The sequence below is a fragment of the Streptosporangium sp. NBC_01755 genome, assembly GCF_035917995.1.
Lineage (GTDB): Bacteria > Actinomycetota > Actinomycetes > Streptosporangiales > Streptosporangiaceae > Streptosporangium.
Genome location: NZ_CP109131.1, coordinates 4166489 through 4189378, shown reverse-complemented (window position 1 = coordinate 4189378; position 22890 = coordinate 4166489). Strand labels below are relative to the sequence as shown.

Here is a 22890-nt window from a genome sequence, read left to right as displayed (position 1 = left end):
ACGAGGGCCTGAGCCACTGCCCGAGGACGGGCGGTGGCCGGCCCCCGTGGTCGAGGAAGTCGCCGAGCGGGTCGAGCAGCTACGCCGGGTATCTACCGGCGCTAGACCGTAGCGATCCCGGCCGCGGGTAGGCCTCGGCCATGCTGCCCGTCTACCAGCCGATGGTCGCCCAGGCGGGTCAGGTGCCCGCGGGGGCCGACCGCGAGGCGAGGGCGGTGGAAATGGGACGGGATCCGCTGCCTGGCCTACGTCGAGGACCGGCGGCGGGACTCGGCATGGTCGGCACCCCGCATCCGGCCTTGATCGGTGCCGCCAGGACGACTAGCCTGATCGCCGTGCTGCCGGAAGGCGGGGCCGAGGCGATCGCGTCACGCGAGAAGAGCCCCGACCACGACGAGCTGCTCGACCACGCCGCCATGGAGTTTGGGACCGACTGACGATGAGCGCGGAAGAGGATTTCAAGCAGGTCGGCGCCGAGCTGGCCGACCTGGGTGTAGGGATCTCTAGGATGATGGGGAGTCCCGCGCTAAAAGATCAGGCGGGGAAGGTGTTCGCGAGCCTGCAGCGCGACGGCGCGATGGTGTTCCGGCTGGTCAGGGACACCCCCGAACACACAGCCGCGCTCCAGCTGGCCGGGGCGTCCCTGTTCGACCCCTCGGGGCAGGGCAGGGCGATAAAGGACTGGGTGGTCGTGCCCCACTCCTCGGCCGAGAAATGGACGGATCTGGCCGAGGCCGCCCTCAGCCGCCCACGCTGATCAGTAGGCCACGTCGACGGTGTGGCGGTGGGTGCCTGAGTCGGGCAGGACGCGGAGCACGGCGTCGGCGAGGGCGGCGCGGGCGATGGTGGAGCCGCCGTGCACCGCGTCGTCGATCCGCGTGCGGTAGTCGCCGCGCGCGGGGGTGTCGAGCAGGCGCGCCCGTACTTCGAGCCGCAGGACCTCACCGCCGCTCGGCAGAAGGCCCGCTACTCCGACACCGGCTTCCAACTGCTCATCCGGATCGTGGAGACGGTGACCGATCGCTGCTGGACGGCGAACTCTTCAATGACGCCCGCTCACTGGAGCTGCTCACCGAGCGGCGCAACCGGCTGCGCAACATCCCCGTCCTCCGGTACGGACTGGGCACCATGTTCCTCAAGGTCGGTCGGCTCATGTCACCGGAGCGCCGCCCTGTCACGCGCGTCGGCCACTCGGGAGCCACCGGGACTTGGCTCTTCCACTGTCCGGAGCTCGACCTGCACTTGACCGGCACCGCCGACCAGACCAGGGGGCAGGCCATCCCCTTCCGGTTCATGGCGCGGTGCCCGGGCGTCTGGCGAACGTGAAAGGAAAGGGGCTTACCCGCTCCTTTCCGCTCTCGACGTGTAGCGCACCTTCCTTAACGACAGGCGTACTACTGGGCCCCTAGGAGCTCCGGGCCTGGCCCGGGTGCCGTAGGCCACCCGGGCCATCACCCCGACCGTCCTCGCCATGACGACGACGGTAGTGATCACTCACCTGACGAACGGGTCGCGCAGGATCGGACACCCGGTGCTGGAGATTCGCCTATCTCCAGGCGCGGCCAGTCGGCGAGGTCTCGCAGCAGCTGCCGGTCGTGCGTGGCGACGACGACGGTGGCGCTCGTGTCGCGGATCGCGTCGGTCAGCTCGTCGACCAGCGCCGGCGACAGGTGATTGGTCGGCTCGTCGAGCAGGATCAGGCCGGGCCGCCCGGCCAGCGCGAGCGCCAGGTCGAGGCGCCGCTGCTGTCCCTGCGACATCCGCCCGACCGGCGTGCGCATCGCATCGGAGTCCAGCAGCCCAAGCGCCCCGAGCGGGACGGCATCGGCGTTGCGCAGTGCCTCGCGGGCCACCAGCCGTCCCACATGGCGGGCATACACCTCGCGGGTGGTGAGTGCGGGGTCCTGCTCGGCGGGGTCCTGCTCGGCGGTCTCCTGGGTGACCCGGGCGATCCGTGCCCCCTTCGCCATCCGGACGTGCCCGTCGGTGGGCTCGAGCGAACCGGCCAGCACCGCGAGCAGCGTGGACTTTCCGGCGCCGTTCGGTCCGGTGATGAGCAGCCGGTCGCCCCCGTCGAGGGCGAGGTCGACCGGACCGGCCAGCCGCCCGTCGACGGCGATGCCATGCGCACGCAACTGCGGCGCCCCCGGCCGGACGCCCAGGTTCGGCCACCGCAACGCCGGCGGCGGCTCCGGCACGTCGATCCGGTGCGCCTGCAGGGCATCCTGCTGGCGGTTCAGGGCCTGCACGACGCCCGGTGCGCGGGACTGGCGCTGGTGCTTGCCGGTCCCCTTGCCCGGCCGCCAGCCGGTGGAGAGCCGGTCGCGGGCCTTCGACACCGCCTCCTGCAGCCGCCGGTGCTCGGCCTGCTGCTGCTCGTGGTCCTGCTCCCAGCGCTCCCGCTCGCGACGCCGGGCATCCTGCCAGGCGTCATAGCCGCCGGCGTACAGCCGCGGCTTCCCGTCGCGGGTCGGGTCGAGGTCGAGGAACCGGTCCGCGACGTCGCGCAGCAGCGCCCGGTCGTGGCTGACGACGGCGAGGCCGCCATCGTGCTCGCGCAGCCTGCGGGTCAGGAAGTCCAGCCCGCCGGCGTCAAGGTGGTTGGTCGGCTCGTCGAGCAGCAGCACGTCGTGCCGCGCGCCGAGCAGGCACGCCAGCCGCACCCGGTAGCGCTGGCCGACCGACAGCATCACCAATGGACGGTCGCGGTCGGTGCAAGCGCCGAGGGCCTCGAGGGCGACGTCGATGCGGCGTTCGGCGTCCCACGCGTCGAGCCGGGTGGCGGTGTCGAGTGCGGCGGCGTAGCGGTCGTCGGCACTGGGATCGCCCTCGGTCATGGCGAGGGTCGCCTCCTCCAGCGCGCCGAGGGCCGCGAGTGACGCGGCCAGCGCCTCGGACGTCAGGGTGGCGACGGTCTCACCATCTCGCGCGGACAGCTCCTGGCGAGCCAGGCCGATCGTGCCGGCCCGGTGCACGGTGCCTTCGTCTGGCGCGATCAGTCCGGCGAGGACGTGCAGCAGCGTCGTCTTGCCACGGCCGTTCTCGCCGACGACGGCGACCCTCGACCGGGCGGAGACAGTGATCGAGACGTCGTTCAGGACACGCCGGGACCCGCGGGTGACGGTGACGCTCGTGGCGCGGACGTGTGCGCCATCGCCCGCCTCGACGGGCAGGGACATGGTTTCGGAATTCGGGGTGAGGTTCAACGGTGCTCCGCAGCTCGCAGTGGAGCCGGGCAGCAGCAAGCGGCCGCCCGGCGGGAACCGGGACGGCGAGCGCGGATTCAGCAGGAAGAAGGCGCCGCCGTCAGCGGGCGGAGCGGATCTTCTGCGACCAGATACCTCGTGCCATGACGGTCACGTTAGCAGCCCCGACGCCCCCGCTCATCCGGATTTCGCCCGCTCGTGGCGCGCGACACGGCCCAGAACTCGTCGGCCATCGCTGATGGTCATCACGCCTGGATTCTGTGAGCAATTGCATCGGGTGTGGTTGCGTCCGCGCAGGTGGTGTACGAGTGTTTGAGATCGGTACCTGCGTCGCGCCTGGCTGATCACCGTTGAAAAGCGCGGCGTCGTCCGTGGGGAAAAGCGCGGCGTCGTCCGTGGGGAAAAGCGCGGCGTAGTCCGTGGGGAAAAGCGCGGCGAGGGCGGTGGAATGGTGTAGGGCCGCTCACCGGTAACGCATCGTGCGAGGTGGAAGGTCAAAAGCGCGGCGAGGGCAGTGGAGTGGTTCAGGGCCGCTCACCGGTAACGCATCGTGCGAGGTGGTGGCGGGCGTTGGCCGGGTGTGGGTGACCGGGGGCGGGCCGGTGGAGCTCCGGAAGGGGGCAAAGCGGGTCATGGCGGGCGTGGAGGCGGGGCCGTGGTGGTGACGATCGGGGATTTTCCATGATCTGGGTGAGTTGGCACGCTGGGGGCGTGCGGATTCACCCAGATCAAGGAAAGCGCCACTCCCACCCCCTCGGATGGGCCGCTTTTCGTGGTGGAAGGCCCGATTCGTCCCCGCACCCGGCCGAGGGCGACCTCTGACCGGACGCCCCGCGGACCTTCGTACCTCGCACGGCGAGAGCCCCGCACGGCGAGAGCCCCGCGCGAGGCGTCGGCGAGGAGCGGCCCCGAATCCTGCCGCACCGCGGCGGACCCGTACCGATGAGCGGTCTGGGGCCACTCCACGGTCCTCGGCGCGCTTTTGACCTTCGACCCCGCACGACGCGACACCAACGAGCGGCCCTGAACCACTCCACCCCCCTCGCCGCGCTTTCCCCACGGACGACACCGCGCTTTTCCACCGTGACCGGCTTACCGGATTCGGATGCTCGTACACCACGTCCGTGGACGCAACCCTGGACACACCCGTTCCCTATCGAATCTCGAAAAGAGGCGACGCGGAATGCGCAGACCTGACAGGTCACCATACGCTCGGGCCTGGGCGACCCTCCCGCTCCCGATTCCCCCGTCGCCTAAAGGCGACGGTCCCCTCGAGAGAGTCCGCTGAAGCGCCACCCCAGGCCCTCCCGATCCTCGCGGCCACCTCCAGGGTGATCTAAAGCAACCCCCATGCACCCGTAGATCCACATTCCCGGGCGTGTCGTTAACTGGACACACCCTCCGCGCACGGTTCGCAGAATGCCCGCGCTTGACTCTCCAGGTGCTCCCGGTTCTGGATGCGCGGTTCGATACTTGTTGCCGTCGAGCAGGTAGAACTGCGCGTAGTTCACGGGGAACTCGGCGCGGATGACGCTGTTCTCGGACTCCCCGGACACGACGCCACCCTGCCCGTCCCCTACGGGGAAGGAGCCGGACGGTGGAGCCACACGTTACGAGACGCGTTCGTGATCAAGGCCCGGCAGGATTTCCCTTCCCGTACGGGCTGAGAGGAAATCACCGTGAAGCGAGTGATCGCGTGTATCGCCGCGACCTTGGTCACCACGTCCGTGGCCGTGACCCCTGTTCAAGCCGCCGCCGCGGATCCGGTCAAGGCGTTGAAGAGCCAGTTCGTCGCGGGCAAGGGGGTGAAGTTCACCGACGTCACCACTCTGGTCGAGTTCACCGGGAACACATCCTTCTTCAAGCGCACCGGTTCCTTCCAGTTCGGCAGGGCCGGGATCGTCGCCTCCGACGTCAGCGCGAAGCGCACCACTGACGCCCCAGAGACATCTGAGATCATCCCGTGGGCGCTGGACAGACCGGAGCGGACGATCAGGATCGGCACCACCAGCTACTACTCCGGCGGGCCCTGGGCACCGCCGAAAGGCAAGACCTGGATCAAACACCCGAACGGCATGAGCGCCGGCTTCAGCGGCTGGTACGGCCAGTTGGTGAACGTGGCCGAACCAGCGACCCTGAAGGCCCTGATCACAAAGGGGAAGCGAACGGGGCGCACCTACTCGGGCACGATCAGCTTCGGCGCGCTGGAGAAGATCTCCCCCTGGCTGCGGAACGTCAGCCTGGTCAGGATGTCCAAGGACAGTAAGGCCGCGGTGCTGCGCTTCAGGCTCACCCTGGGCTCCGACCGACTCCCCCAGCGACTGGTCACCGTTTATCCGGGAAGCACCCACGTCAGTGCGGCAGTGGCGGAGGACAGGCAGCTCAGCGTTGAGACCCGTTACACCGGGTGGGGCAGCCGGGTGACCGTCAAGGCTCCTCCGGCGAGCAAGGTGGAGAGCGTGGGAAAGCGCGAGCCAACCGTCCGGGGCGGCAGCAGGGGCTAGGTCCGGGATCACCGGTGAACCGGGCGTCGCTCCTCGCCGGGGTTGAGAAAGGCCCGAGACCTCAGCACAAACACCACAAGTAGCCTGATGTCTCAATCGGTTTGACAGCTACCGCGACACGGAGATCACCCAACTCAACATCTGACGCAACAGATCGAACACGCAGAGTAACTTCATCGTGAAGTCGATCTACGAGGGCATCCCTCGCGACAGAGTGGAGTTCAGTGTTGATGTCACAACGATCCAGATCCGCGCTCACCGCGCTCACCTGCGCCCTAGCGGCGCTGCTGGTCACATCGGGAACGCCGGTGGCGGCCGACACCGGTGCGCAGGCCGCCACCACGGGGCGGCAGGCCGTTGCGCAGGCCGCCGCCGCGCCCTGTGTCCGGCCAGGGCAGGCGGCCTACCCCGTCGAGTACTACTGGAAGAACGCGTTCGGCATGCGGCTGGGCAGCGGGGCGATCTCCGTCAACACCGCCCCGTCCCTGTGGGGCGGGCAGATCACCCCGGGCGGCACCTTCACCCTCACCCTGGCGCACCGCACGGCCCAGTGGCCGCTGCTGGTCAGGAGCTACACCACCACCTGGGACCTGTCGTCGCTGCTGGCCAACGCCGATGTCATCGGCCAGTCGGGGACCGGCACCATCAGTGGTAACACCCTGTCGATCACCTCGCCGGGCACCAAGACCGACCCACCTGCGAAGGTCATCACCTTCCAGGTCAGGCAGGGCACCATCGGGCGCAGCATGACCATCCGGCCGACCGGGATCAGCAGCGTCTTCGCCGCTCCGGGCCAGCTCGGAAACAACACGGCCGCCCCCCCGATCCAGATCGTGGGCGGGCAGTCCATCTCGCCCACCAGGGCCGTAGACGACAGCGCCACCACCACCGTCACCCGGGGCACACCCGTCAGCGTGCCCGTCCTGGCCAACGACACCGCGACCGCACCGACGATCAGCGGCGTCACCAAGCCCGGCAACGGCACCGCGACGATCTCCGGCGGCAACGTGATCTACACACCCGCCGCAGGCTTCAGCGGCACCGACACCTTCACCTACACCATCACCACCGCCTGCGGAACCAGCACCGCCACGGTCACCGTCACCGTCATCTGTGACTACACACCGGTCAACCTGGCCAACGGCAGCTTCGAGACACCACCCGTGGCCACGATCGACTACTCCATCCCCGACGCCTCCGTCAACCCGAGCGTCGGCTGGCACACCACCGCCACCGACAACAAGCTGGAGTTCTGGCGCGGCGGCGCGAGCGGGGTCCCGGCAGCCGACGGCCAGCAGTTCGCCGAACTCAACGCCAACCAGGTCTCCACGCTCTACCAGGATCTGCCCACCGTTCCGGGAACACCGATGACCTGGTCGCTGTATCACCGAGGCCGCCTCGGTACCGACGTGATGCGGGTGCTCATCGGCGCACCAGGCGCGACCGTGGCTCAAATCCCTACGGGGGCCTCCTCCCCGGACATCTCCGACGACGACACCGCCTGGCGCCACTACACCGGGGTGTACGTCGTGCCTCCGGGACAGACCACCACACGATTCGCTTTCGAGTCGGTGTCGGCCGCGGGAGGCACCCCGACGGCCGGTAACTTCCTGGACGGCGTGGTATTCGAGGCGCCGACCTGTGCTGCGCGAAAGGCCGGCTGACCGCCGACGCGCATCTGACCTGGGCATCCACGGATCCCCGGTGATGGCCGTGGACAGCCGGACATGCGAGAAGAGCCCCGCCCGGTGGCGGGGCTCTTCTCGCATGTCCGGCGTTCCCGGGTCAGGATCCGGACACGCCGGCATGGCCGGCGTGCCCAGCGCTATCGCCGGCGAGGGGCCGGCGATAGCGCCGGCACCTCGCCGGCGCGCCTGGCGTGCTCACCGCCGCAGTTCGCGAACGAACTCGGCCACGGCCCGGCCGATCTCGTCGGGGCTGTCCTCCTGGATGAAGTGACTTCCCCGCACGGTCACCTCGCGCTGGTTCGGCCAGCTTCGGCAGAACTCGCGCTGTCGCCCGGTCAGGATCGAGCCGGGCTCGGCGTTGACGAACAGCTTCGGCACGTCATTCGTGCTCAGCCACGCGGAGTAGTCCCGCACCACCTCGGCCACGTCGCCCGGCTCGCCGTCGATCGGGATCTGTCGCGGCCAGGTCAACGTGGCACGGCGATCTTCGCCTGGCCGGGCGAACGGCCGCCGGTACTCGTTCATCTCCGCCTCGGTGAGCGATCTGATGACCGAGGCCGGCAACACCCGCTCGACGAAGGTGTTCTTCTCGAGCACCATCTCCTCGCCCGCCGGGGAGCGGAAGCCTTGGAAGACCCGACGCGCGTTCTCGGGCCAGTCGTCCCAGGTGACCGGCGTGACGATGCCCTCCATGTACGCGATGCCCTGGACGCGGTCCCGGTGCCGGTTCGCCCAGTCGAAGCCCAGGGCCGACCCCCAGTCGTGCAGGACGAACACGACCCGGTCCCCCAGATTCAAGGCGTCCCAGAGAGCGAAGAGGTAGTCGCGTTGCTCCGCGTAGCGATACCGGTCGGGCCCGGACGGGGAAAGCTTGTCCGAGTCGCCCATGCCGATGAGGTCGCACGCGATGAGCCGCCCGAGCCCCCGGCAGTGCGGCATGACGTTGCGCCAGAGATACGACGAGGTCGGGTTGCCGTGCTGGAACACGATCGCGTCCCCCTCGCCCTCCTCCACGTACGTCATGCGGCTGCCGTTAACGGTGAGGGTCTTCTTTGTTCCGAAGGCGTCCGGGTAAAGCGGCATGCCATTCCTCCAAGGACGGTAAACGGACGGGGGATACGGCGGTCACACGGGCACACGTCGCGCCTGGCGAAGTGGCGCGATCACCCTTGCGCTCATCCGTCCCGCCCCAGGATGAGGCCGCTCGTCGGCACCCCGGTGCCGGCGGTGACCAGGACATGCTCCACCTCGGCGAGCTGGTTGCAGGAGGATCCGCGGATCTGTCGTACGGCTTCGAGCACTCCGTTCATGCCGTGAATGTAGGCCTCACCGAGTTGGCCGCCGTTCGTGTTGGTCGGAAGCCGGCCGTCCAGTTCCAGGTGACCGTCACGGATGAAGTCCTTCGCCTCTCCCCTGCCGCAGAAGCCGAAGGCCTCCAGTTGCGGTAGGACAAGCGGTGTGAAGTGGTCGTAGATGATCGCGGCCTGGATGTCCTCCGGGCCCAGGGAAGCGGCCGAATAGAGCTGGCGCGCCACGAGCGCCATCTCGGGCAGCTCCACCATCTGCTCGTCCGGCCGGTAGTAGCTGGTCATCATGTGCTGGTCGGCCGCGGCACCCTGGGCCACCGCCCTGATCATGACGGGCCGGTCGGTGAGTTCTCGCGCCCGCTCGGCGCTGGTGACCACGATGGCGACGCCGCCGTCGCTTTCCTGGCAGCAGTCCAGCAGGTGGAGCGGCTCCACGATCCACGGCGAGGCCTGGTGCTCGGCCAGGGTGATGGGCCTGTCATAGAACCAGGCATTCGGATTGCGCGCGGCGTGTTTGCGCCCCACGACGCTCACCCGCCCGAAGTCTTCGCTCGTCGCGCCGAACTCGTGCATGTACCGCCGAGCGAACGGCGCCACCCAACCGGCCGGCGTGAACAGCCCGTACGGGGCGACCCAGCTCATCACCGAGTCGAATCCCTCAGCCGAGGCGGAGTGCGAACGCCGCCCGGCCCCGTATCGCCGGCTGGAGCGCGCGTTGATCGCACGATAGATCACCACGGTCTTGGCCACGCCGGCGGCCACCGCGAGCGCCGCCTGCTGCACCACGGCGCAGGAGGCACCGCCGCCGTAACCCACCCGCGAGAAGAAGGTCAGCGGCCCCAGACCGAGCGCTCTGGCGATGTCGATTTCCTGGCTCGAGTCACGCGTGTACGTGGTCAGCCCGTCGACGTCCTCGGGTCGAAGTCCGGCGTCCGCGATCGCCGCCTTCACGGCCTCGATCGCCAGCCGCAGTTCGCTGCGCCCCGAGTTCTTGGAGAACTCCGTCTGTCCGATGCCGACGATCGCGGCCTTGTCCCTCAACTGTTCCATCGTCAGCTCATCTCCGCCGGTTCGACACCGCTCGGCCGGTACGGGTCGCCGGGGCTGGGCCCCACCGCCGCTGTGCCGGCGTCGGCCAGGTGGCGTCCGATCTGGTCCAACATCGGGTGGGCCGAGCCGAGGCTGAGTTCCTGCGACTTCGCCCAGAGGGTGTAGCGGTGCAACGGATACTCGATGTCGACACCGACCCCACCGTGCAGGTGCTGCCCGATCACCGCGAGCTTCTGGCCGGACTCGGCGGCCCAGTACTTGGCCAGCCTGACGGCCTGCGCGGCATCGCGTCCGTCCGACAACGCCCAGGCGGCCTGCCACATGCTGTTCCGGATGCACTCCACCGCGAGATAGGCGTCGGCCAGGCGCAGCGCGACCCCTTGGAAGGCGCCGAGCCGGCGTCCGAACTGTCGCCGCTCACAGACGTGGGAAGTGGTCATCGCCAGGATCTGCTCCGCTACTCCGAGCTGCAGCGCGCAGACCGCGACCGTGGATCGCTGGAGGACCCAGCTGAACGCCTCCGCGCGTTCCTCCGCCCCGCGCCCGAGTATGTCGCCCTCACCGATCACCGCGTCGTCGAAGCGGACCTGGTACACCGGCTCGTCGTGGGTCGCCTGCTGCGGCGTCAACCGGACACCGGCCGCGCCGGGATCGATGGCGGCGACGGCGATCCCGGAATCCGGGGTGCGGACCGGGGTCAGGATGCGCTCCGCGAGCCCGGCGTACGGTACGCAGATCTTTTCACCGGTGACCAGCCAGGTCCCCGCCGGGCCGGGCCGCGCCGACACTCCGACGTCGGATGGATCGTGCGCCCCGGCTTCGACAAGTGCGGTGGACAGGATGCAGTCACCCGTCACCACTCGGGCCAGGACCGACTCGCGCAGGGCGCCGGATCCGAACCGTTCGATCGCGGGCGCCGCGACGGCCAGGGCCGGACCGGCGGGAACCCGGATCAGGTGGTTACCCTGCGCCCGCAGCAGGGCGCACGCCTCGAGAAGACCGAGGCCGGATCCACCGAACTCCTCGCCGACCGCGATACCGAGCAGGTCGGCCCTCGCCATGTCGGCCCAGGCCTCGGAGTCGAACGACTCGGCCGGGCCGGGAGGCGCCTGGTGGCCGGCCGAGGCGGCGGAGCGGGGACCGAAGATGCTTTCCGCGGCCGAATGGATCGCCCGCTGTTCCTCACTCAGACTGAAGTCCATCAACTCAACCGCTCTCACCGTGAATCGGGCGGAAGAGCGGCAGCGTGAGCCCCTCTTCCACCTCTGTGAACTCGACCTCCACCGGAAGTCCGATGGCGACGTCGCCCGGCGGGACGCCGACGAGCTGAGACACCAACCGGACTCCCTCCGCCAACTCGACCACGACGACCGAATATGGTTCGGTGAACGGTGGCACCAGCGGCCGGTGAACGGTCGCATGGCTGTAAACGGTTCCGCGCCCCGAGACGCTGCGGTGTCCCAGATCGAACGACCCGCACGAGGCGCAGTGCGGAAGGGGCGGGTGGATGAGGCACCGGCATGCGTCGCATTGCTGCACGCGCAGCTCGCCCAGCTTGACGCCTTCCCAGAAGAATTCGTTCTCCTGGTCGATCAACGGCTGTGGCCGCCGAGGTGCGGGCGGTGTGGGGTCGCTCATCTCGTCCCCCGAGGTAGGTTGAGCCCGGTCCATGCGATGATCTCTCGTTGAATCTCGTTGTTCCCGCCGCCGAAGGTGTACAGGACAGCCGTGCGGTACTCCTGCTCGACCCGCCCCTGCAGCTCGGCCCCGGGTGACCCGGCCTTGAGCGCGCCCGCCGGCCCCATGACCTCGAGCAGCAGCCGGGCGACCTCCTGATGTGCCTCTGTCGCGAGGACCTTCGCGGCGGATGACTCGGCCGCCGTCAGCGTTCCCTCAGCCAGGGCGGCGGTGACCCGCCAGGTCGACAGCTTCATCGCCTCGACGAGGGTCCAGGCCCGAGCCAGCGGCATCCGAGCCGACGGCAGATCGATGATCCGGCGCCCCGAGGGTGTGGTGTGCTCGCGGGCCCAGGTGACGACATCGTCGAACGCCTGCTGCGACCAGCTCCCGGATCGAGCCGCGATTCCGGCCCGCTCTCGGTTGAGCTGGCTCGTAATGATCTTCCATCCGTCGTTCTCGGCGCCGACCAGGTTCGCCACCGGCACCCGCACGTTCTCGTAGAAACTGAACGCGGTGTGCTTGTCGGTCATGACCGGCAGCGGCGTGGCGCTGAAACCCGGACTACCGGTGGGCACGATGAACACCGAGAGATTGCGATGCCGCGCCTCGACCGGCCCGGTCCGAGCCGCCAGCCAGATGTGGTCCGCCGTGTCCGCGCCCGTCGTGAAGATCTTGCTGCCGTTGATGACGTACTCGTCGCCGTCGCGCACCGCTCGGGTCGTCAGCGCGGCGAGGTCGCTGCCGGCCTCGGGTTCGGAGTATCCGATCGCCCATTCGACCTCCCCGGCGACGATCGCCGGAAGGTAGAGCGCCTTCTGATCGGCGGAGCCGAACGCCATCAGGGTGGGGCCGACCGTCTTCAGCCCGAGGAACGGCAGCGGGACGCCCGCCCGGTAGCCCGCGTCGAAGACGACCTGCTCGGCGAGGACGGACATGCCGCGCCCGCCGAACTCGGGTGGCCAGCTCACGCCCAGCCAGCCGTCCCGACCCAGCCGCCGCCGTAGCCGCCGCGTCGTCGGCCCGCATCGTGGCTCGGCCCGCAGGCCGGCCCGCACCTGCGGGGTGAGCAGGTCGCCGAAGTAGCCGTCCAGCTCGCGTTGAAGCTCGAGTTGCTCGTCGGTGTAGCTGAGAAACACGGGGAATTTCCTTGACGTTGCCCACCGCGTCGGCGCGGTCGGGGATTGGTGGACAAAGGCGCTCGGGTCACTGCGCGGGCCGCGGCAGCCCAAGCGTCAGCCGCGCCGTCACCGTGTCCTGCTGCAACTGGTTGTCGATGCGAACGTCGAGGTTCACCAGCGTCTCGTCATCGGTGACCGAGGTGCCTACGACCGTGCCGCGCACGGTGAGGGTGTCACCCGGACAGTTCGTGGCCCGCATCTCGAATGACAACCGCCGGACGAACGACTCGGGGCCGCCCCAGTCGGTCGCGTAGCGGCCGAGGACGCCTTGGTACCACATCGTGTTGAGGAAGATGTTCCGAGCGCCCGCCGCCTTGGCGAACTCGTGGTCATGATGAATCGGGTACAGGTCCCGGGTCCCGGCCACGTCCTTCGCCAACGTGGTGGCGGTCACCGCGATCCGCAGCGGAGCAAGCTCCATCCCGTCCGGTATCTCCGCGTGTGAAACCGCTTCGGCTCGCACCATTACTCAGGCCTCCTCAGCGGCGAACGGCTGGTACATCAACAAGGTGTTGTGGGCGCGGGCCACCAGGCGGTCGTCCTTCTCCGTGACGAACTCGATCTCCGTGTTGAGAAAAACGCCCATGCCCACCCGGGTGCGTTTCACCCCGCTCAGGCCGACGAGAGTCTCGGACTGCCCGAGCCGACCGTCTCCGGGGCCGAACGGCTCAAGGTACTCCTCACTGCGTGTCACGTTCGTCGCCGTGTTGAAGCCGAAGTCCTGGACGATCTGCCGTGCGATCATTGAGGGGATGCTGTCGTTTCCCAGTCCGACGAGGTCATCCCGGTCACGGAAGTACTCCGGCAGCCACCAGTTGCGCATGCTCAGCGCCCAGAGCGCCTGCGGCGGGGCGATCATCCGCCCGAACCGCGAACTGGTCGCGCGCTCGTGGTCCCAGTAGACCGGATTCCCGTCCTCCACCGCTTCGCAGAAGTTCCACACCGCCGACACTTCGATCGGCCGGGGGGACCAGCGACGAGGGCCGGGGTTGTTCAGGTGCGGAGCCGCCGCCGCGAGGAGGCGGCTGCTCACGTCTTCGACATCCATCAATCGTCTCCTAGCGATGCGCCGCACCCCCGGTGCGGCGTCCTTTCAGCGATCTGCTCCCATTCACCCGCTCGCGGAATCGCTACATCTTTCCTGGCAGGAACAGCGCGATCTGGGGGAAGGCGTAGAGCAGAATCAGCGCGATCAACATCGGGATGACGAACCGAATCGCGCCGGCGAAGATCCGATTCAGGCCCAGCTCGGGGGCCACGCCATGAAGGACGAAGCAGTTCATTCCGATCGGCGGTGTGATCATCCCCATCTCGATCACGATGACCATCACGATGCCGAACCAGATCGGATCCCATCCCATCGCGAGCACGATCGGGAAGACGATGGGGAGGGTGACGACCAGCATGGCGAGGGCGTCCATCACGCACCCCAGCAACATGTACATGAGCAGCAGCGCGGCCGCGAGCAGCACCGGCGGAAATGTCTGGCCGCCGATGTACTCCGAGATCGTGATGGGCAGCCTGGTGATGGCGAGGAAGTAGTTCAGGATGAAGCCGGCGATGATGATCGCGAAGACGAACCCGACCGTCTTGACGGTGCTCGTGACCGCGGTCAGAAACTGCTTCCAGCCGATCGACCTGCGCAGGGCGACGATCACGGTCGCCGCGAGCGCCCCGAACGACGCGGCTTCGGTCGGGCTGAACAGGCCAGAGTACATTCCACCGGTCACCACGGCGAAGAGAACCAGCACCCAGATGACGTACTTCAGCGAGCTCAGACGCTCCGACCACGAACTAGGCTGACCGGCGGGCGCGAGCCGCGGGTTGAACCCGACGCTGATCACCACCGTGAGAATGAAGAGCAAGGTCAGCATGATGCCGGGGAGGATGCCCGCGATGAGAAGCTTGCCGATGGACTGCTCGGTGAGCGTCGCGTAGATGACCAGCACCGTGCTCGGGGGAATGAGGATCCCCAGGCCGCCCCCGGCGACGATGGCCCCACCGGCGAGGCCCTTGTCGTAACCGGCGTTGAGCATCTCCTTCGAGGAGACGGTGCCCATGGTCGCGGTCGTGGCGATGCTCGATCCCGAGGCGGCGGCGAGCCCGGCGGACGCCGCGATCGATGCCACCGCCAGTCCACCCCGCATCCGCCCGGTCCAGACCCGAAATGCCTGGTAGAGCTCGCCGGTGATGCCGGAGACGTGCAGTATCTCGCCCATGAGCAGGAACATGGGAATGGTCACCAGCGAGTAGCTGAGGGTGTGCTGCCAGACGATGGAGTTGACCGCGGCCGACAACACCTCCCAACCGGAGAGATAGTAGATCCCGATCATGGCGGGAATCGCCATGGAGACGGCCACCGGTACGCGCGCCAGCATCAGCAGCAGCATCGCGATCAGGACCACGGCGCCGATAATTTCCAACGGCATCAGTGACTCGCCTCCACGTCAGCGTCGGGCCCGCGTTCCGCGCCATGCGCCGGCACCGCCCGTAGGTCAAGCAATTGGACCAGCGCGGTCAGGCTCCACGATGCGAATCCCAGCGCGAGAACGACCTTGAACGGCAGTGCCGGGATGTTCAGCAGGCCCGTGGAGATGGAGGCCGAGCCGTCCTTGACCAGGTTCTCCTGCGCATAGATCCAGGCGATGGTGAACGCCATGCCCGTGATGAGCAGACTGCCGACCGTGTTGAAAACGGCCTGCACCCGGGCCGGCAGGCGTTCCACGATGAGATCGACCGAGATGTGGGAGCGCTTGGACTGGGTGTAGGCCAGCGAGAACGCGATCAGGACGACCATGGTGTGCGCGATGAGTTCGTCGACCCCGAGCAGCGGAAGCCCAACCCAGCGGGAGGCCACGCCGACGACCGTGATCACCATCAGGAGGACCGCCGCGGCGAAGGCGATCCACCCCATAATTCGATTCAATGCCTCGATACTTGTCCGGAGCATGTTTCACCTCATTCCATCTCTTCTATGGGGACCGGCTAGCTCGCCGGTGGCCGAGGCCACCGGACCTGGCGCCATTGAGTTCGACTCGTTGACGCCCGTCCGGCGGCTGCCCGGACTGCCGAGCCGTCCACTCCGTCCTGTCTGTCAGCCCTTGACGGGCGGCTCGGCGCCCGCTGCCGACATCAGCTCGAGGTATGAGCGCACAAGACCTTGACCGTCGTAGCCCTTGCTGTTGGCGTCCTTGATCCAGACGTCCCACTGACTCTGGGATCCCGCCTTGAACTGGGCCAGGTCGGCGCTGCTGACACTCAGCCAGTCGCCACCGTTCTTCTTCAGCAGTTCGGGGAGCTGCTGCCGTGCGGCGTCCTCCTCCTTGATGTAGGACTGCTGCATCAGCTCGGCGAGCTTCGGACCGAGCTCCTGGTCGAATACCTTCTTCAGGTCATCCGGCAGCGAGGCGTGGAACTTCTCGCTCATCGCCGGCACGGTGACGGTGCCCCACGCCTTCGTGTCGAGCAAATACGGCGCTACCTCATGGATCTTGAGACCGAGCGCACCGACGGAGCTGTACGGGGAGACCTCGACGACACCCTTCTGCAGCGCCTCGTAGCTCTCCTGGACGGGGACGTTGACCGGCACGCCCCCCCATGCCTTGACGATCTCGGCGTCCGCCGCGCCCTGGGCTCTGATCTTCATGCCCTTGATATCGGTGAGGGTCTTGATCGGCTTCGTCGAGAAGAACACGTAGCTGTCGGAGACCGCGACGCCCAGGTTGCGGACACCGTCGATCTTGACCTTGTCGGCATTCTTCTGGAAGAACTCGGCGCCGATCTTGCCGCCCGTGGCCGGATCGGGGTACGCGAACGCGAGCGTCAGGATGCTCAGCGGGTACATCTTCGAGTTCATGAAGTAGCTGGGAACCACCATGCCGACGTCGTAGAGACCACCCTGCAGGTCGGTCAGGACCGAGTTGAACGTTCCAAGCGTGCCGCCCTCGTACAGCTGCACCTTGACCCGGCCGTTGGTCTTCTCCTCAACGAGCTTCTGCCACGGCAGAAGGGCGTTCTTCGACCAGTGGTGCGACCCGGCGGTGGGGGTGGCCAGCTTAATCGTGATGGTTTCGCCGGCACCGCCCTTGGCCTGGCCGCCACCACCACCACACGCACTGAGCACCAGCATGGCGCTCAACGCCGGAACCACTCCAAGAAGAGTTCTTCTTTTCAATTTCCTCATGTTCCTTCCGCACAGGGTGCGACAAACCATTCGCATTGACGTTCTCTAATTTGGCTCAGGCGTACCGATCTTTTCCGCGGGAGCTCCTCTGGCCCGATGTCGAACCCGTCCGATCGCATTCATCGGGCCGCAAGATCCTTCGATGTCGAACCCGTCCGATCCCGTTCATCGGGCCGCAAGATCCTTACCACGAAGCCGAAAAACAAGCCGCCTTACTTTCGATGCCGCAACCGTAGGGGGCCGGTGCTTGGCGCACAACATCCCGCCTGGAATCTCTTTCCGCTCTGTGGAATGAAAACGCGGCTCCGGGTCGAATGGGAACCGCCAGGCCCGGCAAAGTAGTGGGATATCTGATTTAGCCGCGTTGGACGCCGAGGGCGGTCGCGATCAATTGAACGCCGAGGGCGGTCACGGTCAAGGGGCGTGCGGGGTCACGGACATGGTGGAAGGCTCCGACACCCCAGTGGCCGTGCAGACGGTCGGCCAGGTGGGCAGGGTCGGCCTGGTAAGCGGTCAGGTTAGTGATCGCATGATTGGTCGTCGGTCAGGGGCGACCTCACCGACCCGCTGCGCGGCGACATGGGGAACCGGAGAAGACAACGGCACCGGACCCGACCATGGCGTCAACCGACCGTGCACTCAGTCGGCAAGCTCCTCCGCGGCTCGTCGGAGGGCTTGCACAGGAAGCTTGCCGAGCTCGGCGGAAGTGCCGTTGGACCTGAAGGCGACTCCCAACGCGTACGGTTGGCCGCCGCTGCGTATCAGCATCGCCATGCCGCCGATGTCGTCGTGCCAGGCACCCCGGCTGACGGCCACCGTCGTCTCCTCACATGCCTTGAGCTGGCTGTCGAAGTCGCTCACGTTCCTGCCGCGTGCCTGGAGATCGGCGCGGATCTCCTTCACCAGCCTGGTCTTGTGCGGCTCCTCCAGCCCGGATATGAGAGCGATGCCGGACGCGGAGATAGCGAGCGGGAGTCGTCCACCGACCGCCAGGCTGACCGAGTGCGGGTGTCTGCCGCGTACCGTGGCGACGGTCGCGAGGTACAGGCCGTCCCTGATCGCCAACGCGGAGGTGAGACCGGTGTCCGCACTGAGCGTGTTGAGGACCCGCTGGCTCCGGCCGAGAATCGAGATGTTCGCGAGAACCGGATATCCCAGCTGGAGATTCTTCGCCGTCAGACTGTAGGCCCCGGAGGTGGAATCCATCTGCAGGTAACCGAGACGCACGAGGCTGTCGGTCAAGCGGGACACCGTGGAGGGCGGCAGATTGGTCACACGGGCGATTTGGCCGTTGCCCATGCTTCCGGAAGACCTGGAGAGGGCTTCAAGCACCCGAAGTCCACGGGCGAGCGCCTCGATGGGTTGGTTGATGCCGCTCATGGCTGCATGCTACAGATGTCCTCTGAAGCATTGGAAGACGCCCCACGTCATGACCGGTGTGGAACGTTCCCGTCATGATCGCTCGCCCCCGCCCAGTCGGGCCTCAGCCCAAGGCGAGGCAGGCCTTTCCGATCGCGCGGCTCCGCCGGGTACGATGTGGGTCGAATGCGGCCGGCGGATTCGACCCGACGACGGTCACTCGCCGATGTACTGGGGCTCGCGGCGCTCGAAGAACGCTGCGACCGCCTCCTTCGCGTCGTGGGTCCCGGCCAGCTCACCGGTGAGCCCCTGCTCGAACTGGTACCCGGACTTGAGGTCCATGTACTCGATCTGGTTGAGGCTCCGCTTGGCGGCCCGGATCGCGACCGGGCTGTGCCGGGCGATCCGCCGGGCGAGGTCGAAGGCCTCCTCCTGCAACCGCTCCACCGGCACCACGCTCACGATGCCGCCGTACTGCACCAGCTCCTCGGCGGGCACCATGTCCGCGGTGAAGTGCATCCGGCGCACGACACCCTGCGGGACCAGCCGGGACAGGTGCTTCGCGCCGCCCATCGCACCGACCTGGATCTCCGGCAGGCTGAACTTCGCGCCCTGCGCGGCCACCACGAGGTCGGCCGAGGCCGCGAGCGCGACACCGGTTCCGACGGCTACGCCCTGGACGGCGGCGATGACCGGGAGCGTCGAGTCGTAGATGGCCCAGAACGCCTCCCGCACGGCCTGCATCCGGGGCCGTGAGTTCTGCGGCGTCATGGTGCGGAACTCTTCGAGATCGTTGCCGCCGCAGAAGTGCCGGCCCTCACCCGTCAGGATGACCACGCGAGCCTCCGGCGCGTACTCCTCGATCCGGGAGAACACCTCCTTGATCTCGCGGTACATCTCCCCATGCACGGCGTTGACCGGCGGTCGCCGCATCAGGACGGTGGCCACCTCCTCCCGGCACGTCACGTCCAAGAACTCAAAGTCGGCCATTCCGCATTCCTCTCGTGCTGTCGCTGCTCGTTCTTCGCCTTCAAGGAAGACACCGGGATAAAGATTTCACTCCGGCTCGCCAGATTACAAGGCCCGCCGTGCATCAGTCGTTCCGTGCAGCGGAAATGAATTCCGGGAACCCGCATTGCCTGGCCGCAGCAAGGACCCGCCGTGCGCCGGGGCCGTTCCGCGTGATGGAAATGTATTCCGGGAGTCTGCATTGCCCGGCCCACTCGCCCGCATCTACGCTGTGCCCATTGGGAACGGCCAACTCACGAATTCCCAGAAATCAAAGGCGATCCGGTGTAATCAACACGGCGCGAGATCGTGACATTCGAGGAGTTCACATGCGGCCAGAGATCGGGCGCGACGGTCTGACGGTCAGTCATCTTCTGTGGCGAATGGGTCACCTCTTTTCCGGAAAGAAGTACTGGACGGTCGACGACCGCCAGAACATGGTTTGCCGGACCTACGGTGACCTGCTCGCGATGAGCGCACAGTACGCCGCCGTGCTCACTCAGGCAGCACCGCAGCCGGGTGCCTGTATCGCCACCCTCGCCTGGAACCACGATCGCCACTTGGGCGTCATTCTCGCCACGTCGGCCGTCGGCGACGTCGTCGTCCCATTGAATCCCCGCTCCTCCGTGGAGCACCTGCACCACGTGCTCGCGAAGGTTCCGATCAGCGTGCTGGTGTTCGACGCCGACCTGGCCGAGCTCGCGCACTCGCTGCGAGCACACGCCGGCGGCGAGATGACGCTGCTCCGGTCGGGCGCCGCGGCACCGGACTGCGACTGTCCCGGGCTCGACGAGCTCGCCACGTCCCAGCCGACCTCCTTCGACTGGCCGACGCTGGACGAGAACCAGCCGATGCTTGTCTCCTACACCTCCGGAACGACGGGCATGCCGAAGGGGGTGGTCTACAGCCACCGTTCCCAGATGCTGCACGCGATGATGGCGTTGGGAGCGGACACCCTCGGTGTGCGCGAGGCCGACGTCGTCCTGCCCGCCGCCGCGTTCTTCCACGCCAACAGCCAGGGGCTGCCGTACGCCTCGCTGCTCGCCGGCGCCTCGATGGTTCTGCCGGGGCGCAGGGCGGGCGACGGACCGTTCCTCGCGGAGCTCGTGGAGTCCTACAAGGTCACCTGCTTCGGCGCGGTCCCCACGGTGGTTCACCGGGTCGCCGAGGCACTGAGGTCCGCCGGGACGCCGACTCCGCTGGCCGGCACTCGGATGATCTCAGGCGGTTCCGCGGTGGATCGCGCTCTCGTGGATCGCGTCGCCGACCTCGGCGGGCAGATGATCCAGGTCTGGGGCATGACCGAGACCTCCCCGATCGCCGCGGTCTCCCGTCCGCGCAGCTGGCTCGACCCCGAGTCCAGCCGCCACTCCCAGAGCGCTCAGGGCGTTCCGGTGGCCGGTGTCGAGTTCGAGCTCCGGGACCTGGAGACCCGGGAACCGGTCGAGTGGAACGGCCGGTCGACGGGCGAACTGAACTGCCGCGGCCCATGGATCATCAACGACTATCTGTGGGGGGCCTGGCAGGGGGAGTCGCATGACTGGCTCGGCACGGGCGACGTCGCCTCGATCGACGAGTCTGGATACATGCGGATCGTCGATCGACTCAAGGACCTCGTGAAGTCCGGCGGCGAATGGATCGCGACGCGCCGGCTCGAAGAGGCGATCCTTCAGGTGGACGGCGTGACGGAGTGCGCCGTCGTCGGCATCCCCCATCCCGAATGGGGCGAACGGCCGGTCGCGTACGTGGTGGCACGGGAGTCCGCCGATGTGGAATCGCTGGGTGCGCGGATCCGAAGCGCGCTCGTCGGCTCCGTACCCAAGTTCTGGCTGCCCGACGACGTCCGAGTCCTCGAACGGCTTCCCCGCACGCCGAACGAGAAGATCGACAAGATGGCACTTCGTCGTGCCACGGATGTCCCGCCCGCCGACCGGACCACGGGATCGGCGGATGGGCAGGTGGCGCCGACCACCTCCTGATTTGCCGGCAAACACTCATCTGATAGTTCTACGGGTGACGTTTCTGCCCGGTGCGTTGGTACGAGGAGAGTTCTTGTGGGTCCATTTTCGGAATTGGTACGGGCTCGCTCGAGCGATGACCATGTGGCACTCCGTTTCGAGGGCCGGGCCTGGACCTGGCGGGAGACGGTGCAGGAAGCGGCGGACCGCGCGGCGGCGATCCGCGACATCCGCCCCGCCGGCGACCGCCGGCAGGTGCACGTCGGGGTGCTGCTGCAGAACCTGCCCGACTTCGCCTTCTGGCTACTCGCCGCCGGGCTGGGTGGCTTTGTCATCGTCGGTATCAACCCGACCCGACGCGGCGAGGAGCTCGCGCAGGACATTCGCCACACCGACTGCGACCTCCTGGTCACCGAGAATGAGCATCTCTCGCTCATCGCCGGGGCCGAGCTGCCGTCCGTGCGGCGGGTCCTGAACGTCGACACCGCCGAGTACGCGGACTACCTCCGCCCCTACCGAGGCGCACCGCTGCCCGCCGGGTCACCGGCCGCCGAGGACATGCTTCTCCTGCTCTTCAGCTCCGGCTCGACCGGTGCGCCGAAGGCGGTCATCTCCTCGCAGCGCGCGATGACCAGGCGCGCACACGTGCTGGGCGACAGGATCGGGGTGCATCGTGACACCATCACCTATCTGTGCATGCCCCTCTTTCACGGTAACTCGATCTTCACCAATCTGGCGCCCTCGGTCCGATCCGGGGCGACGATCGTCATGCGCCGCAAGTTCTCCGCGTCGGGATTCGCGCGCGACATCCACGAGCACGGGATCACGTTCACGAACTACGTGGGCCGTGCGATCAACTACGTGCTGGCCACGGCGGAGGACCCCAGGGATCGGCTGAGCACGCTCGAGGTGGCCTACGGAAGCGAAGCCTCTCCGGCCGACATGGTCAAATTCAGGGACCGGTTCCAATGCCGGATCTGGGAGTCCTACGGCTCCACGGAAGGGGTGCTCAGCATCTTTCCCGGTCCGGACGCGCCGCCCAACTCGCTCGGCCTGCCCGCTGCCGGCCAGGTCATCAAGGTGCTGAACGAATCGGGCGAGGAGTGCCCGTTGGCGAAGTTCGACGAGAACGGCCGCCTGCTCAACGCCGACGAGGCAATCGGCGAGATCGTCGGCATCGATCGAGTCAAGGCCTTCGAGGGCTACTACCACAACCCCGAGGCCATAGCGGACCGCGTCCGCGGCGACGACTACTGGTCGGGGGATCTGGCCTTCCGCGACGAGCGCGGCTACTTCTTCTTCGCCGGCCGCACCTCGGACTGGCTGAGGGTCGATGGGGAGAACTTCGCGGCGGCCCCGATCGAACGCATCCTGAGCCGGTACGACGGCATCTCATCCGCGGTGGTCTACGGTGTCCCCGATCCCCACACCGGCGACAACGTCATGTGCGCGGTCCAACTCCCGGAGGGTCGGGCATTCGACCCGAAGGCGTTCGAGCGGTTCCTCGGCGACCAGAAGGACCTCGGCACCAAGTGGCGTCCCCGGTTCGTCCGGGTCACGGAATCGATCGCCCAGACGGGCACCAACAAGGTCAACAAGGCGCCGCTGCGCCGAACGGTTTGGGAGACCGCCGACCCGGTTTGGTGGACACCCGCCCGAAGCACCACGTACATGTCGCTGACCGCCGCGGACCGGTCCGCGCTGCGGGAGGAGTTCGTCAAGCACGACCGCGGGCATTTGCTACCGAGGCCGTTGCCGTAGCGCGCCCC

General features: G+C 67.6%; 20 protein-coding genes. 6 read left to right on the top strand and 14 right to left on the bottom strand.

Going from position 1 to position 22890, the window contains the following annotated elements; genetic code table 11:
* Window positions 1–140 precede the first annotated feature (140 nt).
* Both OG884_RS37540 and OG884_RS20090 read left to right on the top strand, forming a co-directional pair.
* Window positions 141–437: a hypothetical protein gene (locus OG884_RS37540; protein WP_442811491.1), complete on the top strand. Its 297-nt coding sequence runs from the start codon at window positions 141–143 to the stop codon at window positions 435–437.
* A gap of 2 nt (window positions 438–439) precedes the next feature.
* Window positions 440–757 carry a hypothetical protein gene (locus tag OG884_RS20090; protein ID WP_326635073.1) on the top strand — a complete coding sequence of 106 codons (318 nt, stop codon included), beginning with the start codon at window positions 440–442 and terminating at the stop codon, window positions 755–757.
* On the opposite strand, the gene OG884_RS20085 is transcribed toward OG884_RS20090, so the two are convergent.
* Both OG884_RS20085 and OG884_RS20080 read right to left on the bottom strand, forming a co-directional pair.
* On the bottom strand, window positions 758–988 hold the full coding sequence (locus OG884_RS20085) for a hypothetical protein (RefSeq protein ID WP_326635071.1): 231 nt from the start codon (window positions 986–988) through the stop codon (window positions 758–760). It abuts the gene before it with no gap.
* A gap of 502 nt (window positions 989–1490) precedes the next feature.
* Complete coding sequence (locus OG884_RS20080; RefSeq protein ID WP_326635069.1) at window positions 1491–3179, bottom strand: ABC-F family ATP-binding cassette domain-containing protein; 1689 nt, start codon at window positions 3177–3179, stop codon at window positions 1491–1493.
* A 1706-nt stretch (window positions 3180–4885) separates the two neighbouring features.
* Here OG884_RS20080 and OG884_RS20075 point away from each other — a divergent pair.
* Both OG884_RS20075 and OG884_RS20070 read left to right on the top strand, forming a co-directional pair.
* Complete coding sequence (locus tag OG884_RS20075; protein ID WP_326635067.1) at window positions 4886–5710, top strand: hypothetical protein; 825 nt, start codon at window positions 4886–4888, stop codon at window positions 5708–5710.
* Window positions 5711–5940: 230 nt separating this feature from the next.
* On the top strand, window positions 5941–7374 hold the full coding sequence (locus tag OG884_RS20070) for an Ig-like domain-containing protein (RefSeq protein WP_326635066.1): 1434 nt from the start codon (window positions 5941–5943) through the stop codon (window positions 7372–7374).
* A 219-nt stretch (window positions 7375–7593) separates the two neighbouring features.
* Here OG884_RS20070 and OG884_RS20065 read toward each other — a convergent pair whose 3' ends face one another.
* The 12 genes from OG884_RS20065 to OG884_RS20010 form a co-directional block, all read right to left on the bottom strand.
* Complete coding sequence (locus OG884_RS20065; protein WP_326635064.1) at window positions 7594–8481, bottom strand: haloalkane dehalogenase; 888 nt, start codon at window positions 8479–8481, stop codon at window positions 7594–7596.
* Between the two features lie 92 nt (window positions 8482–8573).
* Window positions 8574–9755 carry a lipid-transfer protein gene (locus tag OG884_RS20060; protein WP_326635063.1) on the bottom strand — a complete coding sequence of 394 codons (1182 nt, stop codon included), beginning with the start codon at window positions 9753–9755 and terminating at the stop codon, window positions 8574–8576.
* Window positions 9756–9757: 2 nt separating this feature from the next.
* Window positions 9758–10957, bottom strand: a complete 1200-nt coding sequence (locus OG884_RS20055; RefSeq protein WP_326635061.1) for an acyl-CoA dehydrogenase family protein — start codon at window positions 10955–10957, stop codon at window positions 9758–9760.
* A 4-nt stretch (window positions 10958–10961) separates the two neighbouring features.
* Window positions 10962–11351 carry a Zn-ribbon domain-containing OB-fold protein gene (locus tag OG884_RS20050; RefSeq protein ID WP_326635059.1) on the bottom strand — a complete coding sequence of 130 codons (390 nt, stop codon included), beginning with the start codon at window positions 11349–11351 and terminating at the stop codon, window positions 10962–10964.
* Between the two features lie 38 nt (window positions 11352–11389).
* Window positions 11390–12571 carry an acyl-CoA dehydrogenase family protein gene (locus OG884_RS20045; protein ID WP_326635057.1) on the bottom strand — a complete coding sequence of 394 codons (1182 nt, stop codon included), beginning with the start codon at window positions 12569–12571 and terminating at the stop codon, window positions 11390–11392.
* Between the two features lie 67 nt (window positions 12572–12638).
* The gene (locus tag OG884_RS20040) at window positions 12639–13079 is read right to left on the bottom strand and encodes a MaoC/PaaZ C-terminal domain-containing protein (protein ID WP_326635055.1); all 441 of its coding nucleotides are present in this window, start codon (window positions 13077–13079) and stop codon (window positions 12639–12641) included.
* A gap of 3 nt (window positions 13080–13082) precedes the next feature.
* The gene (locus OG884_RS20035; RefSeq protein ID WP_326635053.1) at window positions 13083–13661 is read right to left on the bottom strand and encodes an FAS1-like dehydratase domain-containing protein; all 579 of its coding nucleotides are present in this window, start codon (window positions 13659–13661) and stop codon (window positions 13083–13085) included.
* Window positions 13662–13743: 82 nt separating this feature from the next.
* The gene (locus OG884_RS20030; protein WP_326635051.1) at window positions 13744–15042 is read right to left on the bottom strand and encodes a TRAP transporter large permease; all 1299 of its coding nucleotides are present in this window, start codon (window positions 15040–15042) and stop codon (window positions 13744–13746) included.
* A complete protein-coding gene (locus OG884_RS20025) occupies window positions 15042–15563 on the bottom strand; it encodes a TRAP transporter small permease subunit (protein WP_326635049.1) in 522 nt (173 codons plus the stop codon). The genes OG884_RS20030 and OG884_RS20025 overlap by 1 nt, the downstream gene beginning before the upstream one ends.
* 144 nt (window positions 15564–15707) lie before the next feature.
* Window positions 15708–16742: a TRAP transporter substrate-binding protein gene (locus OG884_RS20020; protein ID WP_326646956.1), complete on the bottom strand. Its 1035-nt coding sequence runs from the start codon at window positions 16740–16742 to the stop codon at window positions 15708–15710.
* Between the two features lie 693 nt (window positions 16743–17435).
* Window positions 17436–18176: an IclR family transcriptional regulator gene (locus tag OG884_RS20015; RefSeq protein ID WP_326635048.1), complete on the bottom strand. Its 741-nt coding sequence runs from the start codon at window positions 18174–18176 to the stop codon at window positions 17436–17438.
* Between the two features lie 195 nt (window positions 18177–18371).
* On the bottom strand, window positions 18372–19145 hold the full coding sequence (locus OG884_RS20010) for an enoyl-CoA hydratase-related protein (RefSeq protein WP_326635046.1): 774 nt from the start codon (window positions 19143–19145) through the stop codon (window positions 18372–18374).
* A 347-nt stretch (window positions 19146–19492) separates the two neighbouring features.
* Here OG884_RS20010 and OG884_RS20005 point away from each other — a divergent pair, with 347 nt between their 5' ends.
* Both OG884_RS20005 and OG884_RS20000 read left to right on the top strand, forming a co-directional pair.
* Window positions 19493–21142: an AMP-binding protein gene (locus OG884_RS20005; RefSeq protein WP_326635044.1), complete on the top strand. Its 1650-nt coding sequence runs from the start codon at window positions 19493–19495 to the stop codon at window positions 21140–21142.
* A gap of 75 nt (window positions 21143–21217) precedes the next feature.
* The gene (locus OG884_RS20000; RefSeq protein ID WP_326635043.1) at window positions 21218–22882 is read left to right on the top strand and encodes an AMP-binding protein; all 1665 of its coding nucleotides are present in this window, start codon (window positions 21218–21220) and stop codon (window positions 22880–22882) included.
* Window positions 22883–22890: the final 8 nt, after the last annotated feature.